This window comes from Chlorogloeopsis sp. ULAP01, from assembly GCF_030381805.1.
In the GTDB taxonomy this organism is placed as follows: domain Bacteria; phylum Cyanobacteriota; class Cyanobacteriia; order Cyanobacteriales; family Nostocaceae; genus Chlorogloeopsis.
In genome coordinates, this window is sequence record NZ_JAUDRH010000009.1 from 130390 (window position 1) to 147647 (window position 17258).

Here is a 17258-nt window from a genome sequence, read left to right on the forward strand (position 1 = left end):
CCCGATTCGCTATGCCCAAATTAAATACCCAATACCCAATCACCAATCCCCAGAATTCTAAATTACTTTGTCATGGCAATACCAGAAACATTTAATTGAGGAGCTGACAAAAAACCAGATTCAATAAAGTGCTGGAAGTAAGTATTCAGTAGTTTATCATCCACAGGAGGGCAGGTAATATTACTTCCTACTAATCCATTAAATGTGTTGTAGCTCTCAAATTGTAGAGATTTAGATTGGAAGTAAAGTTCAGGAACCGTTTTTTGTTCTGAAACTTTTTCTGATAAGAAACTCAAGAAGGGATACAAAGCATTTTCTGGCATACTTGGAACTAAAAACATGACTTTTGAAACCCAATCTTGAAAGGGAATGTGTTGAATTGAATAGCCAAATTCATGCATCCAGTTAACAAGTTGATTCCACGAGATAGATTGAGGATTAGAGATATGAAATATTCTCTCATTTAAGGTTTTTTGTTTTGATAAATGGACGATCACCTGGCTGATAAAGTCAACAGGGACAATATCCACTGGCATATCCCAATCGGGTGCCAAGCCTAGTTGAATGCAACCTTTAATTAAGCTGCGTAAAAAACCAGGGCGGTTGCAAATGCCAGTTTGACTGTGTCCTTCGATCCAAGTAGGACGATAAATAGCTGTGGGAATTCCTCGCTCATGAGCATGGGTAACTAATTTTTCGGCAACCCATTTGCTTTGTGTGTAACCATAAAGTCCTTGTGGGCGATCGGCGACAGTTTCTGAGATGATTTGTGTGTCGGTATAAGCAGTTGGTGAAAAAACGCCAATAGTAGAAACAAAATGAACTGGTTTTATCTTTGTTTGACTTGCCAATCTCAGAACTTCTTGGGTGCCGAGAACATTTGCATTTTTCAGCGCAGAATATGGATAAAGAAAGTTTACCAATGCACCATTGTGGTAAATAATATCGATTGTTTCTGCCAAAGTTTGAAATTGTTCAGATGATAATCCCAAGAGTGGCAGTGACATATCGCCAATTACGGGAATGATTCTGGAGCTACAATTTTGATGCCAAAGCCAAAGTTTGTAAGATTCCAGTATGTTTTTGATGCGTTGGTTAGCTTCTTGAGCATCAGCAGTTCTAATTAAGCAGTAAACTTTAGCCTGGGTTTGCTCTAGCAGTTCGTGAAGTAAGAAGGCTCCCAAAAAGCCTGTTGCACCAGTTAATAAAATATTAGCTGGTTGAGGGAGTGATGCAACTGAAGCAGCTTGAGAGTGAATAGTTGGATCTAAAATGGCTTCAGCTTGCAGATTGAGAACAGAGTCAATGGTTGATGTTTCATCATTGCCGACTTGTCGATTTTCGATAATTTTCGCTAGTTCTGCAATGTTGGGAGCGATGAAAAATGTTTGCAGAGATAACTCGATCTCAAATGTTTTTTGTACCTGAAAAAGCATCTGAGCCGTCAGCAAAGAATGTCCTCCTAAGTCAAAGAAGTTGTCATGAATTCCAACTTGTTCCAATCCTAAAATTAGAGTTACGATTTCAGCTAATTGTTGTTCAACAGAGTTACGAGGGGCAACAAAATCTTCTTTTAAATTAGCTCTAATTTTGTTTGGCGCAGGTAATGCCCGGCGATCTACTTTGCCATTTGGTGTCAGTGGTAGGGAGTTCATGACGACAAAGGCAGCAGGAATCATGTACTCAGGTAGTTTCTCTGTGAGAAAAGTACGCAGTTGGGGTACAAGATTTCCTAAACTGCCTGCTTGTCTATTTTTAAGAGGATTGTTGGCATAGGCGCTCCAAGGTTTGATGGGAGAGTTTTGTTCAGAAAAGAAATCAATAGTTGTGGAAGCACTAAAATGCCGCTGAAATATTACGTCATAGCAGCCTTGTGCATCTGCACCTGACCAATTAATGTGGATGGTGTAAGGTAAGCAATTACCCAAATTCCACAGTGCTTCAGGATCGATTCCTGGTTGCTGGGTGTTCTTTTGTAATTTTGCCCTTAGTTCACCCACTATGTGAAAATCATTGGAGTTCGCCAGCAATTTAGTTGCTTCAACATCCTGCGTAACTCGTGCATTCCGAATACGGGCTAAACCCAGACACTCTGGCTCTGTGTCTTTTAGAAGTTTGTGAATTGCAGATAATGTCAGATCCGGGTTCCAATCTCGCCACGTCGGCTCTACAGTATGATTCACTTCGATGCCGATATGAAGGATGACATCGTAACGAAAGCGAGTCATTTCATTGTCATAGCTACCACGCTTGAGCTGGATTTGCACATGACTAATCTCGGATAAATGTTGCTTGAGGGCAGTAAAAAAGGCTGGATCGATAACTAGTTCTCCATCCTGATCCATACGCTCTTGGATACGCTGCCGCAATTCCTCTATAGGCAAGGTGTCGGAAGCTTGATATAGCTGCACGGAGGTATGGAAAGCTTCTAGCAACGGTAAGCTGCGTACATCTCCAATGAAGATGTGTCCCCCCGGTTTGACTGACTTGACTGCTTTTTCTAAGACACTCACCAAGTAATCAATACTGGGAAAATATTGAATGACAGAGTTAATAACGATCGCATCAAATTTTTCAGTTTCTAATTCATCAAGTGCGTCTGCGGCTTTGTTGGCAAGCTTTACCTGAGACAAATTTTGCTGCTTTAATTGCTGCTCTATGTAAGCGATCGCTGTTTTTGAGAGATCTATCCCGAAGTAATGGGAGCAATGAGGAGCAATTCTAAACAGCAATAGTCCCATTCCACAACCAATTTCTAACACACGCTGGGGTTGTAAAGACAAAATCCGCTCAACTGTTCGCTCTACCCACTGTTGCATTTGTTGGGCAGCGATCGCTAATCCTGTGTAGCTGCTATTCCAGCTAGTGATATTAAACGTCGGATCGAACTTTGAATTTTGATTTGGGGAAGACTGGCTATAGGATTCATTCCAGATTGTCTGCCACTGTTGTAGTTGTTCAATCTGGGATGTAGTTGAAGAATTCTCTGCTGATTTTTCTGGTTTAGGAACAACATAGGCAACCAAGCGCTCGTCACGGGCAATTACAACTGTTTCCCTGACAGCAGGATGTTGGCTGAGTGCAGTTTCAATGTCTCCTAACTCAATCCGGAAGCCACGAATTTTAACTTGGTGATCGATTCTGCCTAAGTATTCAATGTTACCATCTGGTAGATAACGAGCTAAATCGCCAGTTTTATACAGATAATTTTGTTGCCCATTGTCAAAGGGGTTAGGAATAAATCTTTCTTGATTCAATTCAGGACGGTTAAGATATCCTTGGGCTAAACCTACACCGCCAATATACAATTCACCAGCTACACCAATGGGAACAAGTTGAAAAGAATTATTGTGATTTTTTTCTTGCCTGCCTAAGTAAATTTGCGTATTAGCAATGGGACGGCCAATAGGTATGGAATCATTTCCAGATTCTACTTTGTAAATTGTAGACCAGACGGTCGTTTCTGTCGGCCCGTATACATTCCAGACAGAAGAACATCTTTTGAGGAGTTCGTCTGCAAGTGTTCTCGTCAAAGCTTCGCCGCCACAAAGAATTTTCAGATGTGAGCTACCTTGCCAACCTATTGCTAATAACATTCGCCAAGTCGCTGGAGTGGCTTGCATGAAAGTTGCACGCGATCGCTCAATATATTCAGCTAGTTGTAAGGCATCAGAGGCAACTTCGCGGCTAGCTATGGCAATACGAGCGCCGACAATCAGTGGTAAGTAAAGCTCGATGGCGGCAATATCAAAAGAGATGGTAGTTACAGCCAAGAGGATATCTTGCTCAGTTAGTCCTGGTTCCTCAGCCATGAAAGATAAAATATTGACTAGCGAACAATGCCTGATTTGCACACCTTTGGGCTTACCTGTGGAACCTGATGTGTAGAGTATATAAACTAAGTTTTCAGGTTTTACTCCACTATTGGGATTTTTCTGGCTGTGCTTGGCAATGACATCCCAATCTGAATCTATGCAAACTACTCGTGCATGATGTTTGGGTAGCTTGCTCATCAAACTTTGCTGCGTCAACAGTACTGGTGCTTGAGAATCTTCAAGCATGAATGCTAAACGTTCTTGAGGATAAGCTGGATCTAAGGGTACGTAAGCTGCACCAGCTTTCATAATTCCCAAAAGCCCGATCGCCATTTCGAGCGATCGCTCAATGCAAATACCAACTAAAACACCAGGTTTGACGCCCAGGGTTTGCAAATAATCTGCCAGTTGATTTGCCTGCTGATTCAGTTGTTGGTAAGTCAGGTGCTGCCCTGCAAATTCGATGGCGATCGCATTCGGTGTTCTTGCTACTTGCGCTTCAAACAACTGGTGAAGGCATTCATCAGGAAAATCTGCTTCCTGCTGATTCCATGTATGCAGTTGTTGTTGCTCGGCTTTTGTAAGCAAGCAGTATCTATCGACTTTCTCATCTGGATTGGTAACAATATCCTCTAGGAGCTTTTGGAAATGTTCGGTGATGCGGGCGATTGTACTGGCTGCAAACAAGTCGGTACTATACTCAAAGTAACCTGCCAAACCAGTTGGTGTCTCGGTTAATTCCAAAAACAAATCAAATTTGACGGTTTTGTTATCAAGGGGCAAGTGAGTTAAGGTTAAACCCGGTACTTCCCAAGTTGATGTTGGCGTATTTTGCAAGTTAAATACGACTTGAACTAGTGCGTTTTGGTTCAGAGCGCGATCGGGTTGTAATGCCCGCACCAGTTCCTCAAATGGTAAATCCTGATGGGCATAAGCTCCCAAAGTTACCTCTCGCACTCGCTGCAACAACTGCCGAAAACCAGGGTAATCTGAAAAATCTGTTCGGAGTACGATGGTGTTGGAAAAGAATCCCAGCATTCCTTCTAATTCAGGGTGATGGCGGTTGGCAAGGAGGGAGCCAATCGCGATATCATCTTGTCCGCTGTAATGAAACAATAGTGTTTGGAAGGCAGCCAGCAATGTCATGAATAAAGTCACGCCTTCTTGACGGCTCAATTCCTTCAGTTTTTTAGTTAAGGGTTCGGATAAACTCAGGAAGTGGCGCGCTCCTCGATAGGTTAATATTGGCGGGCGCGGGTAGTCTGCTGGGAATGACAACAGAGGCGAAAGTCCATTTAATTGCTGCTGCCAGTAGGCAAGCTGACTTTCTCTAATCTCACCCTCCAACCACTGCCGATGCCACACGGCAAAATCAGCATACTGAATTTTTAAATCTGGTAGAGGAGAAGTCTGTTCTGATGTAAAAGCTGTGTAAAGTGTTGCCAATTCCTGCAATAGTATACTCATCGACCAACCATCACAGACAATGTGATGTAGGTTGAGAAACAGAATATGTTCCGTTTCACTGAGCTTGAAAAGTACCGCACGTAAGAGTAAATCCTCAGATAAATTGAAGGGGCGTCGCGCCTCGTTGATAATTAATTCCCAGACTTGGCTTGCTTGTGCGGGTAGAGTTGCATCTATTACAGATAGTTTAAAGCTTGGAGATGGATGAATTACCTGAGAAGGTTCTCCATTGACAACTTTAAAGGTAGTACGCAAAGTTTCATGACGGTTGATAATTTCTTGGAAACTCCGCTCTAAAGCTGTGAAGTTAACAAAACCATTTAAGCGAAAGGCTTCTGGAACATTGTAGAAGGGATGATTAGGTACTAACTGATCCAGAAACCACAATGGCTCCTGCATGAATGCCAAGGGTAAGTTAGCGTCTTGCCCGACTGGTTGAATAATAGAAGTATGGGAATCTTGTGGTTTTTGCTGAAGTGTTTCTACGCACTTACTAAGTTCCGATATCGTTGGTGATTCAAACAGACAACGTAAAGGCAACTCAATCTGCATATCATTGCGGATACGAGAAATTACTTGAGTTGCCAGCAGTGAATGCCCTCCTAAATCCAAAAAACGATCGTAAATTCCGACTTGCGATAAGCCAAGAATGTCACTCCAGATATTTGCTAGTGCTATTTCTGTGGGAGTTTGAGGAGCAACCCAATTCTCTTGGTTAGTTCCGTAGCTTGGTACAGGCAGAGCTTTGCGATCGACTTTCCCGCTAGGAGTCAGTGGCAGTTTGTCGAGGATTGCGATCGCACTCGGCATCATATACTCTGGTAGCTGTGTTCGTAAAAATTGCCGCAGTTCAGTTACAGACATTTCTGGCGCAACCGTATCAGCAACTACGTAGGCGACTAAACGCTGTTCGCCCCTGTTATCTTCTCGTGCCATGACTACTGCCTGCCGCACTTGAGAATGTCCCTCAAGAACAGTTTCAATTTCTCCCGGCTCAATCCGATAGCCGCGAATTTTTACTTGTTGATCTATCCTTCCTAAATACTCAATATTGCCATCAGCTAAATATCTTGCCAAGTCACCTGTTTTATACAAGCGATCGCATTTATCAAAAGGACTAACAATAAATCTTTGCGCTGTTAAGTCAGGGCGGTTAAAATATCCTCTTGCCAGACTGACACCACCAATATATAACTCGCCAGCAACGCCAACAGGTACAGGTTGTAATTGTGAATCTAGTAGATATATTTGGGTGTTGGCGATCGCTCGCCCAATTGGTGGTAATGCTGACCAAGATTGGGGTGAACCTGTTAAGGTAAAGGCAGTAACTACATGAGTTTCAGATGGCCCGTAGTGATTGTGTAAACTACAGTTAGGCAACTGAGTAAATAAATGCGCGATCGCTGTTGTGATGCGTAATTGTTCGCCAGCAGTAATTACCTCACGCAAACTTGTCGGGAAAATACCTTCTATTTGCGCTACTTCGGCTAACTGTCGCAGAGCTACAAACGGCAGAAACAGCCGCTCTATTCTGGCTTGATTGAGAAATTGCAGCAAGCTTGTCGGATCGCGGCGCATTTGTTCAGAAATTAAAACCAGCCTGCCACCCGCACTGAGGGTGGCAAAGATTTCCTGGAAGGAGACATCAAAGCTAATCGGAGTATATTGGAGTGTCTTGGCGGCAGAACCTCCAGTTGAATTTTCCAACTGCCAACCAATTAAGTTTACAAGCGGCAGATGAGGCATTGCTACACCTTTGGGTTTGCCAGTCGAGCCAGAGGTATAGATGACGTATGCCAGGTTATCGGCAGTAACTTCGGTTTGGAGATTGGTAGTCGGATTTTGGGCGATCGCTTGCCAATCGCTATCTAAGCAAAAGCGATGTGTTGCGTATAATGGCAAAATCTCGCACAGATGGCTTTGAGTTAATAAGATAGAGGCTTGAGTGTTTTCCAGCATGAAACACAGACGTTCTGCTGGATAGTTTGGATCGAGAGGAAGATAAGCACCACCTGCTTTGAGAACAGCTAGTACAGCAATAATCAGTTCTACAGAGCGCTCTAAACACAAACCAACGACAACATCAGCTTGCACTCCTAATCCTTGCAAATAATAAGCAAGTTGGTTGGCACGTTGATTGAGTTCTTGATAAGAAAGAAACTGACCTTCAAATTCTATGGCAATACTATTAGGAGAACAAAGGACTTGAGCTTCAAATAGCTGATGTATTAGTGCTATCTTACTAACTTGCCAATCATCATTTTCAGCGTAGAGATCTATTTGAGACTCTGTAATATTTATAATTGCCATCTCTACTGTCTCTAAATCACTTAGTATTGCTTGATTCTGCATATTTTGAGAAAAATTTAAGGTGAGAGTAGCGACTCTCATATCAATAGAGTTGTCGCTTAACAAGAATTTCCATCCCAAAATTACTCATGTATAAGTTTTAGGTAAAAAACATTATTAAGCCACAATTCCAATTTTCAATTGAGATACACAGAATATGAGATTACACCAGAAGATTAAACTTAGTTCAAAACCCAAAACGCTCAAAAGATTAGGTGATTTTGACTGTAAATTGTCAATTCTATAGGATAAAAAAACAGTAAATATCCTTATAAAAATGCTAATTTTAATTCAATCTATTCAATCAATATTGATAAAAATAAATTGATATTTTTGCACATTAAAGAGATATTTTTTCAAAAAAACACAGTATAAATCTGAGAAGGCTCTCGATTTTACTCTTTATTTACAAAAAAGTATCTCTCAATTTTAAGATATGCAAAACTATGCCCAAATCAGAAAAACGGTACAGTATACAAAACTTACAGACAAACTACAAGCTGCATTATTATTATGCACTTTCCTTCTAAAAACGCCTGTTTGAGATCAGTATTTAGTTTGCGATTTAAAGCATAACAAAAAAATTAAGAAAATATAAAGAAAATAGTTAAAGTTTTATTTAAATACTTATAAAGTAATACTTAAGTTAGTTTATAGAAATTTAAACAAAATCCGTGTTATTGCTGTTAATATATTGTTAATTGGGATACAGCTAAGTATGTAATTAATTTTACTTTCAAGTAAACAAGTTTACATTCATCCTTAAAAACAATCATCAAATTAGAGGAATATCTTATGCTAGGTTCAGCTTCACCAATTTATGAAGTTGTTAGTGGTCAAATCCTTCTCGGTAAGCGAGAAGAATTTACAGACTTACACCAAAATATACTTCTGCCTATGGTTCATGAAGCAGGAATTGAACCTGTTCTGATGCTAGTAACTGAGGTTGGACAATATGCACACTTTATGAACATCTATCGCTATCCCTCACTGGAAGAATACGGAAAGCGTAGTGATGAATTTATGAAAAATAAGCGAGTTTCAGATTTCTTTACACATATGATTCAATGTGTAGACGGTGCGCTCAAAGTCGAATTAGCTGTAGATTTGCTGCCATTAGCCTATCTTTAATAAAAGATTACTGAGTAAACAGAGAATTTGCCTATCTTACAAAAAATTGCTGTATAAAAAGATATAGTGTTCCCAAATCATAAGGTGAAATATAAGATCCCTGACTTCTGGTAAGAAGTTGGGGATATTTCTTGAGATGAGAATATTCCCACTGATTGAAATGTCATTAGTGAGGGTTGCTAAACGCAAAAGTGCTGCCAGTTCTGGATTTTAGACGATACAAAAATCACAAAAACTATTTTACTTAACTTAATTGTTATTGCAGTCAGAGTTTTGGGAATACTTTAAATGAGAGAGCCATTAATGATTGTAATGACTTTTCTAGAAGGTTTTGCAAACCTAAGTAAATAAACGGACGTTATTAAATGTAACAATCAGAATTTCCGTAATGACCCATTCAATATCGTACAAATTCAAACTTGATTAGAGGATACTGGGATCTATGCCCAAACAAAAACCATGCAAAGCAGAATAACTAAAATTAAATTTCCTTTTTTATCAGATAGAAAGGTTCTACTAGCAACAGTAGTAATACCTGCTATTCACTTCGGTTTAGCTAATGTATCGCGAACACTATCTTTAGAAAATGGAACATCAGTCTTTTGGCCTTCAGCTGGTTTTTATTTGGCTATGGTTCTTGTACTAGGGTATCGCATTTGGCCAGCTATTCTACTAGGCGAATTTATAGTTAATTATTTTTTGTACTATCAAAATATTCTTACTAGCTTTAGTATTTCGGCTATCGATCTCATAGATCCTTTGGTGACAGCCCTGCTCATAAATCAACTGATCAGGCATCGTAATATACTAGAACGTTCTACAGATGTTTTCAAATTTCTAGTGTTATTGACGCCGGCTTCTGTGGTTAGTACCACCCTTGCAACCACTACTTTGTGTCTAAGCAACAATGCATCTTGGGCTGATTACGGGGAAGTTTGGCGAACTTGGTACACAGCAATGATTGCTGGTATGCTGATCGTCACACCTGCATTGCTTTCATTAAGTCTGCAATCTAGACAACAATTAAAACTCTGCTGGCAACAAGTTTTAGAGCTTGCACTATTGCTTTTGCTGTTAATTACCATTAGTCGAATAGCATTTTGGGGAGGGTATCCTGTCGAGTATATGACGATTCCCTTGTTGATTTGGTCAGCATTTCGCTTCAGACAGCAAGAATCAACTCTGCTTGTGATGGTTGTAACAGTAATTGCAGTTTTCGGTACTGCTCGTGGTTTTGGTTCATTTTCTAAAGAGTCTGTTACTCAGTCTTTATTACTACTACAATCTTTTATCTGTGTCGTTGCTGTTACTACCTTTGTTCTATCTGCTGTCATTAACGAAAATAAAAAAGCAGCAGCAAAACTTAGACAAGTAAATGAAGAATTAGAAGAACGAGTTGAAGAACGTACCTGCGAGCTTAAAGAAGCAAAACAAGCAGCTGACAGCGCTAACCAAGCCAAAAGTGAATTCCTGGCAAATATGAGTCATGAGCTGCGTACCCCTCTCAACGGGATTTTGGGTTATGCCCAAATTCTACAACGCTCACAAACACTAGCAGATCATGAACGTAAAGGTATCGACATTATTTATCAGTGTGGTTCTCACCTACTTACTTTAATTAATGACATCCTCGATCTCTCCAAAATCGAAGCTCGGAAAATGGAGCTTTATCCTGAAGATTTTTATTTTGCTAATTTCCTGCAAGATGTAGTGGAAATATGTCAGATTCGAGCAAAGCAAAAGCGAATTGCCTTTACCTATCAACCAAGTCAAGAACTTCCTATTGGCATTCATACCGATGAAAAACGTCTGCGGCAAGTCTTGATTAATCTGTTAGGTAACGCTATCAAGTTTACTGATAAAGGTGGAGTAACTTTTAAAGTTGAGAGAGTAGATTTTCTCGCCGATGCCACAGATGATTTATCTAGTGTTACTTCATCTGTTGTCAAACTATGCTTCCAAATTGAAGATACAGGCGTGGGGATGACTCAAGAACAAATAGAGAAAATCTTCTTACCCTTTGAACAAGTTGGTGATGCTGAAAAGCGAACGGAAGGCACGGGTTTAGGGTTAGCCATTAGCCAAAAGATTATTGCTTTGATGGGCAGCACAATACAAGTGCAAAGTCAGCTAGGGCTAGGCAGCATCTTTTGGTTTGAGGTAGAACTGCCAGTAGCGAGAGAATGGACACAAAATCTAGCTGTATCTCAGCAAAAGCAGATTATTGGCTTTCAAGGTAAAAAACGGAAAATTTTGATAGTTGATGATCGCTGGGAGAATAGATCTTTAGTAGCGAATTTATTAGAGCCTATTGGTTTTGAAGTGATCCAAGCACCTAACGGCAAGGAAGGATTAGATAAAGCTGTTGAATGTCAACCAGACTTGATTATTACTGACTTGGCAATGCCCGTGATCGATGGTTTGGCAATGAGTAAACAGCTACGCAAAATACCTGAGATCCAAAATGTAATTATTATAGTTTCCTCTGCAAGTGTGTTTGACTTTCATCGTCAAGAAGCTATGAATGCTGGTTGTAATGATTTCCTCCCCAAACCAGTACAAGTAGAAGAGTTATTTTTGCAATTACAAAATCACTTGCAATTAACATGGATTTATGAAAATAACGATGGATTAAATACCAAAAATCAAGATATTTCACCTGAAGCAACAGACATAATTCTGCCACCTACATCTGAACTTGTCGCTTTGCATGAAGCTGTTCAACGCTGTGCAGTTGCAGATATTCAAACAGAAGCAAATCGTATTAAGCAATTAAATACAAAGTACACAGCTTTTGCCAATAAAGTATTGATACTGGCTGATGACTTTGAAATTGAAGCAATTGCTTCTTTAATAGAAGCATAGGGTTTGAATTAATTACAATTTTTCTTTAATACAATTTCTTTAACTTATGAATACTGTTCAACAAAACTCAATTTTAATTGTCGATGACACTCCTAATAATATCAGAATTTTGTTTAATATTTTACATGAGGTTGGTTTTCAAGTTTCTGTAGTTAAAAGTGGCGAACTAGCACTAGAAAAGGTGCCATTTATTAAGCCAGATTTAATTTTATTAGATGTGATGATGCCAGGAATTGACGGATTTGAAACTTGTCACCATCTTAAAACCGAAGAAAGCACCAAAGATATTCCCGTCATTTTTATGACTGCTCTTGCTGAAGTAGAAAATAAGGTGAAAGGATTACAATTAGGAGCAGTAGATTATATTACTAAACCTATTCAAGTTGAAGAAGTTCTAGCCCGTGTTAATGTTCATTTGACATTGAGAAATACACAAGTTCAATTAATCAATGAAATCCATGAGCGCCGACAAGCAGAAATAGAACTTCAGCAAACATTGCAAGAATTACAACAAACTCAAACCCAACTTGTACAGAGCGAAAAAATGTCTAGTTTGGGACAATTGGTGGCAGGTGTGGCACACGAAATCAATAACCCAGTCAATTTTATCTACGGTAACCTCACTTATGCTGATCAATATATTCAAGATTTGTTAAAACTTATACAAGTTTATCAAAAATACTACTCCGATCCTGCTGCCGAAGTTCAAAACGTTGTCGCAGCTATTGAGCTGGATTTCCTGACAGCAGACTTGCCAAAACTCATAGACTCAATGAAAGTTGGAGCAGAACGTATTCGAGAGATTGTACTTTCTTTGCGGGTTTTCTCTCGCCTAGATGAAGCCGAAATGAAAGCTGTTGATATCCACGAATGTATTGATAGCACTGTGATGATTTTAGGACATCGGCTTAAGGCTCTATCAAATCGCTTGGCAATTCAAGTTATTAGAGAATATGGCGACTTACCTTTAGTAGAGTGCTACCCTGGGCAGCTCAATCAGGTGTTTATGAATATTATTAGCAATGCTATTGATGCATTGGAATTAATTAAAGACAATACTCACAGTTCTCCCACAATTCACATTCGTACACAAACAGAAGGCGATCGCGTTATCATTTGTATTGCCGACAATGGGCCAGGCATGACAAAAGAAGTTAAACAAAAAATATTTGATCCATTTTTTACGACTAAGCCTGTTGGTATAGGTACTGGCATGGGGCTGGCAATCAGTTATCAAATTGTGACAGAAAAGCATCGCGGTTCATTGCATTGTGTTTCTCAACCAGGGCAAGGAACTGAATTTGCGATCGTGATTCCTGCTAAACAAGGTTAAGCCCTCAGTAACGTGCCATAATTGTGCGGTGCGTTACGCGCTGCTTTAACGCACCCTACAGTTTAAGATTTACTTTATAAATCATCTCTTAGGCAAGCAGAGGAAGCAGAAGGAGTGAATTGTATAAGGATTTTCGTAAAATAGTATGAGGGAAGATATCTCTGTTCATACTTGGGGATGAAATGCTTCCCTAGAAATTAGCTTCTGTGTTCTGAGCTAAACTGCTAAAAACCTTTGAATCACATCTTGGCTAAGTTCGTCGGTTGAGCCAGAGGCAACAATACCACCTTTTTGCATGGCGTAATAATAATTAGCTTGGCGGACAAAATGTAAATGTTGTTCTACTAGTAAAACAGAAATACCTGTCATTTCTACAATATTACGAACAGCAGCTTCAATTTCTAAAATAATTGATGGTTGAATACCTTCAGTTGGTTCATCTAGCACGAGTAATTGCGGATTTCCCATTAAAGCACGAGCGATCGCTAGTTGCTGTTGTTGTCCTCCACTTAAATCCCCTCCCATACGAGCAAGCATTTTTTTCAATACAGGAAATAGAGAAAAAATTTCTTCTGGAATTTCTGATTTTTTAACTTGTTTTTTTCTGGCTTCTAAGCCCAATAACAAATTTTCTTTGACTGTCAAGCGAGGAATGATTTCTCGCCCTTGAGGAACATATCCAATTCCCAGTTTTGCTCTTTGATCTGGCGATTTAGAGTTGATTATTTGTCCCTCAAGGGTAATTGTGCCACTACGAGGTTTAAGTAACCCCATAATTGTTTTTAAAAGGGTAGTTTTGCCTACACCATTACGTCCAATTAAGCATATCATTTGCCCTTTAGGAACGCTTAAATCCACATTCCGAAGAATGTGACTTTCACCATAGTAAACATCAAGGTTAGATATTTGCAGCATTGATTATCAAAAGATATTAAACAGACATGAACAAAATAAACGAATTAATTTGATTTAACTAAACCGCGCCCCTTTTCTATTTTTCGCTGTTTTTCCCAGTACCTAATCCCCAGTCCCCATTCTCCTTCATTCTTTTTGTTGTCCAAGATATACTTCAATAACACGAGGATTGCTTTGAACTTCTTCGATATTGCCTTCACACAAGACAGAACCTTCATGGAGAACTGTGACTTTTCGAGCAATTTGACGTACAAATTCCATGTCATGTTCAATCACTAAAATTGAATGACTTTGAGACAGTGCTAACAACAATTCACCAATATTATAAGTTTCTTCATCTGTTAATCCGGCGACAGGTTCATCAACTAGTAATAAATCAGGAGACTGTGCTAGTAGCATACCAATTTCTAAACGCTGCTTTTCTCCATGGGAAAGAAAGGCCGATTTAACGCGTACTTTTGCAGTTAAACCAATTGTTTCTAACAATCCTTTGATGCTATTTTTTTCAGATGTGCTAGGAGTTTTAAACAAGGTAGAAAAAGAATTTTTCTTGGGGTTGCTAGCAATTTCCAAATTTTCTAAAGGAGTTAGATTTAGGTAAATTCGGGGTGTTTGAAACTTACGACCAATTCCCAAACGCGCTATTTGGTGTTCTTTCAAAGAACGTAAATTTTTACCTTTAAAAATAACTCGTCCTGTTGTAGGTTGTACTTTACCTGTAATGACATCGAGAAATGTTGTTTTACCAGCACCATTAGGGCCAATTACTACTCGTAATTCTCCTGCATCCATGCTAAAGTTTAGCTGTTTTAATGCTGGAAAACCGTCAAAGTTTACAGTTAAATTTTCAGTTTCTAATATTTTGGCGTTCATGTTGCACTTCTGGATCTATTTCTAAGCTCGGATAGGTGACAACTTGATTAGAGTCTTTAAAAAGAGGGATTTTTTGATTACGCAACCATCCCACTAAGCCATCAGGGAGTACTGTCACCACCAATAAAAACAGCGCACCTTGGAAAAATAACCAAATTTCTGCAAATTGTTCGCTGAAAAATGTACGAGCATAATTTACTAGTAAAGTTCCTAAAATTGCTCCTATTAAAGTAGCGCGCCCTCCTACAGCCACCCAAATTACCATTTCAATCGAAAAGGCAATATCCATTGCTCTTGGTGAAACTGAACCACTTTGGAGAGTGTAAAAGGCACCGGAAATTCCTGCGATCGCACCAGAAACCGCAAACACCAAAACTTTAAATTCTGTGGGATTATAGCCTGTAAATCTCACCCGACTTTCATCATCCCGAATAGCAATTAGTAATCTGCCAAATCTTCCACTTGTCAACCAACGGCAAAGGGCATAGGTAGCGATCAAAAATACTACCGTCAGGCAATAAAAGATAAATTGAGTACTGGCATTGCTGACTTTTGCACCAAATAAAGTAGTAAAATCTATCAGCCCATTGGTACCATTAAAAAGTTTTTGCTGCCCATTAAAGAAATTAAAGAATACAATAACTGCCGCTTGAGTCAAAATTGAGAAATAGACGCCCCGGATGCGATTGCGAAACACCAAATATCCCAATAATCCCGCCAGTATTCCTGGAATTAATACGACAGCAACTACTGCAAAGGGAAATGAATAAAAAGGTTGCCAAAACCAAGGCAGTTCATTTACACCATAAAGCTGCATAAAGTCAGGTAACTCACCTGGGGGAACTTGCAGTTTTAGGTACATAGCGATCGCATATCCACCCAAACCAAAAAAAATCCCGTGTCCTAAACTTAATAAACCAGTAAAACCCCAAATTAAATCTATACCTAAAGCTACAATTGCTAGTGACAAAAATCTACCCAGCAAATTGAGCCGAAATTCTGAAAGCACAACTGGCATTACTAAAACGAGAATGAGTGCGATCGCTACTACCACCCCCACCTCAATTAAAAGTAATTTTTTTCCCTTCTTTTTCATCTTGGTGTCCTTGATTGGCGGTTCATTCTAAGCATCAACAGTACGACCTTTTTGCGGGAAAATACCGCCTGGTTTCCACTGTAAAAATGCAATAATCAAAGCAAATACCATTACCTTTGCCATACTTGTGGTGGCAAAGAAATTAAAGAAATCTACCAAAGGTGGAATGGGAGTTAGTAACAAAGCCAGAGTACCAGAACCAATTAAATAGTTCACCGTACCAATTCCCAATGCTGCAACGATAGTACCTAACAAGTTGCCTACACCACCCACAACCACAACCATGAAAGTATCAATAATATAGTTTTGTCCGGTGTTAGGCCCTACAGAACCGAGTAAACTAATTGCACATCCAGCTACACCAGCCAATCCTGAACCCAGTGCAAAAGTAATTGCATCAACTTTTGCAGTTGGGATACCTAAACAAGCGCTCATACTCCGATTTTGTGTAACAGCACGAATTCTTAATCCCCAGTTAGAGCGCTGTAAAAATACATAAATACCTGCCACACAAACAATAGTTAAAGCGATAATAAATAACCGTGCATAAGGTAACTGTAAACCTCCTAAACTTAAACCATCTTGTAACCAAGTTGGAGCAGTAACATCAAGATTTTGAGCACCAAACCAAGGTTGAGTAACCGCAAGCTGAAAAGTTTGACTCAAGAAATTACCTGTTGCTATTGCCACACCAAGCGATAGCACCAAAAGTACTGCGACAATCCAATTTTGAACTCTGTCCATACTGGCACGAGACTTTAAAATCCCTAATCCGCCAAAAAATAACAAACAAAATAGGGCAATTCCAATCACAATTACCCAATTTACACTGCGAACAAATTGCTGCAATATTAAACTCACTCCCCAAGTTGCCAGCAAAGTTTCTAGAGGACGCCCGTAGAGATAGCGAATCACACCTTTTTCTAGAATTAAGCCAGCAATTGCTGTGAGTAAAAAAGCTAGAATCAAAGCTAAAAATATGTAAATCTCAAACCAAAATCCACCCAGTTGTTTGCAGAAATTTTGTACAACAAATGTTGTATAGGCTCCTAACATCATTAACTCGCCGTGAGCCATATTAATGACGCCCATTAGTCCAAATACAATCGCAAGCCCTAAAGCAGCAATTAATAAGACAGCACCAATACTAATGCCATTAAATAAAGCATCTAAAAATCCTGCAAACACTTGTTTATTCCCCCATTTTGCATTTTAAGCTTGAGATTTTAAGTAAAAGGCAGAAGGCAGTAGACACGTAGACGCGGAGCGGCTTCCAAAGGTAGTGGCGTATCCTTTTGTAGGCAGAAGGTAGAAGGTCAAATCCTGTTTCCATATTCTGTCTGGAAACTGGTATCTTACATTTAATTTTGTACACCTAATTAGAATTTGCGAAACTCTCTACTTTGCCAATTGA

The 17258-nt window shown here is 39.5% G+C and carries 8 protein-coding genes; 3 read left to right on the forward strand and 5 right to left on the reverse strand.

Translation table 11 applies throughout. The annotated features are described in order from the left end of the window. Positions 1-62: 62 nt before the first annotated feature. A complete protein-coding gene (locus QUB80_RS19035) occupies positions 63-7673 on the reverse strand; it encodes a non-ribosomal peptide synthetase (protein ID WP_289791083.1) in 7611 nt (2536 codons plus the stop codon). A gap of 753 nt (positions 7674-8426) precedes the next feature. On the opposite strand from QUB80_RS19035, the gene QUB80_RS19040 reads away from it, so the two are divergent. From QUB80_RS19040 to QUB80_RS19050, 3 genes are all read left to right on the forward strand, one after another. Continuing rightward, complete coding sequence (locus QUB80_RS19040; protein WP_289791084.1) at positions 8427-8762, forward strand: NIPSNAP family protein; 336 nt, start codon at positions 8427-8429, stop codon at positions 8760-8762. A gap of 459 nt (positions 8763-9221) precedes the next feature. Next, the gene (locus QUB80_RS19045; RefSeq protein WP_289791085.1) at positions 9222-11627 is read left to right on the forward strand and encodes an MASE1 domain-containing protein; all 2406 of its coding nucleotides are present in this window, start codon (positions 9222-9224) and stop codon (positions 11625-11627) included. Positions 11628-11673: 46 nt separating this feature from the next. After that, positions 11674-12960 (forward strand): hybrid sensor histidine kinase/response regulator, encoded by a 1287-nt coding sequence (locus QUB80_RS19050; RefSeq protein WP_289791086.1) that lies wholly within the window; start codon positions 11674-11676, stop codon positions 12958-12960. A 216-nt stretch (positions 12961-13176) separates the two neighbouring features. Here QUB80_RS19050 and urtE read toward each other — a convergent pair whose 3' ends face one another. From urtE to urtB, 4 genes are all read right to left on the reverse strand, one after another. After that, the gene (gene urtE / locus QUB80_RS19055) at positions 13177-13875 is read right to left on the reverse strand and encodes an urea ABC transporter ATP-binding subunit UrtE (protein ID WP_289791087.1); all 699 of its coding nucleotides are present in this window, start codon (positions 13873-13875) and stop codon (positions 13177-13179) included. A 126-nt stretch (positions 13876-14001) separates the two neighbouring features. Beyond that, the gene (gene urtD, locus QUB80_RS19060) at positions 14002-14748 is read right to left on the reverse strand and encodes an urea ABC transporter ATP-binding protein UrtD (protein ID WP_289791088.1); all 747 of its coding nucleotides are present in this window, start codon (positions 14746-14748) and stop codon (positions 14002-14004) included. Next, positions 14723-15844, reverse strand: a complete 1122-nt coding sequence (urtC, locus tag QUB80_RS19065) for an urea ABC transporter permease subunit UrtC (protein WP_289791089.1) — start codon at positions 15842-15844, stop codon at positions 14723-14725. The genes urtD and urtC overlap by 26 nt, the downstream gene beginning before the upstream one ends. A 27-nt stretch (positions 15845-15871) precedes the next feature. Next, on the reverse strand, positions 15872-17032 hold the full coding sequence (gene urtB, locus QUB80_RS19070; protein WP_289791090.1) for an urea ABC transporter permease subunit UrtB: 1161 nt from the start codon (positions 17030-17032) through the stop codon (positions 15872-15874). Between the last annotated feature and the right edge of the window lie 226 nt (positions 17033-17258).

Bases quoted from the DNA above. Each gene is read 5' to 3' on its own strand.
- urtD (WP_289791088.1), bottom strand. From the start codon at position 14,748: ATGAACGCCAAAATATTAGAAACTGAAAATTTAACTGTAAACTTTGAC.
- urtC (WP_289791089.1), bottom strand. From the start codon at position 15,844: ATGAAAAAGAAGGGAAAAAAATTACTTTTAATTGAGGTGGGGGTGGTA.
- urtE (WP_289791087.1), bottom strand. From the start codon at position 13,875: ATGCTGCAAATATCTAACCTTGATGTTTACTATGGTGAAAGTCACATT.
- QUB80_RS19045 (WP_289791085.1), top strand. From the start codon at position 9,222: ATGCAAAGCAGAATAACTAAAATTAAATTTCCTTTTTTATCAGATAGA.
- QUB80_RS19050 (WP_289791086.1), top strand. From the start codon at position 11,674: ATGAATACTGTTCAACAAAACTCAATTTTAATTGTCGATGACACTCCT.
- QUB80_RS19040 (WP_289791084.1), top strand. From the start codon at position 8,427: ATGCTAGGTTCAGCTTCACCAATTTATGAAGTTGTTAGTGGTCAAATC.
- QUB80_RS19035 (WP_289791083.1), bottom strand. From the start codon at position 7,673: ATGAGAGTCGCTACTCTCACCTTAAATTTTTCTCAAAATATGCAGAAT.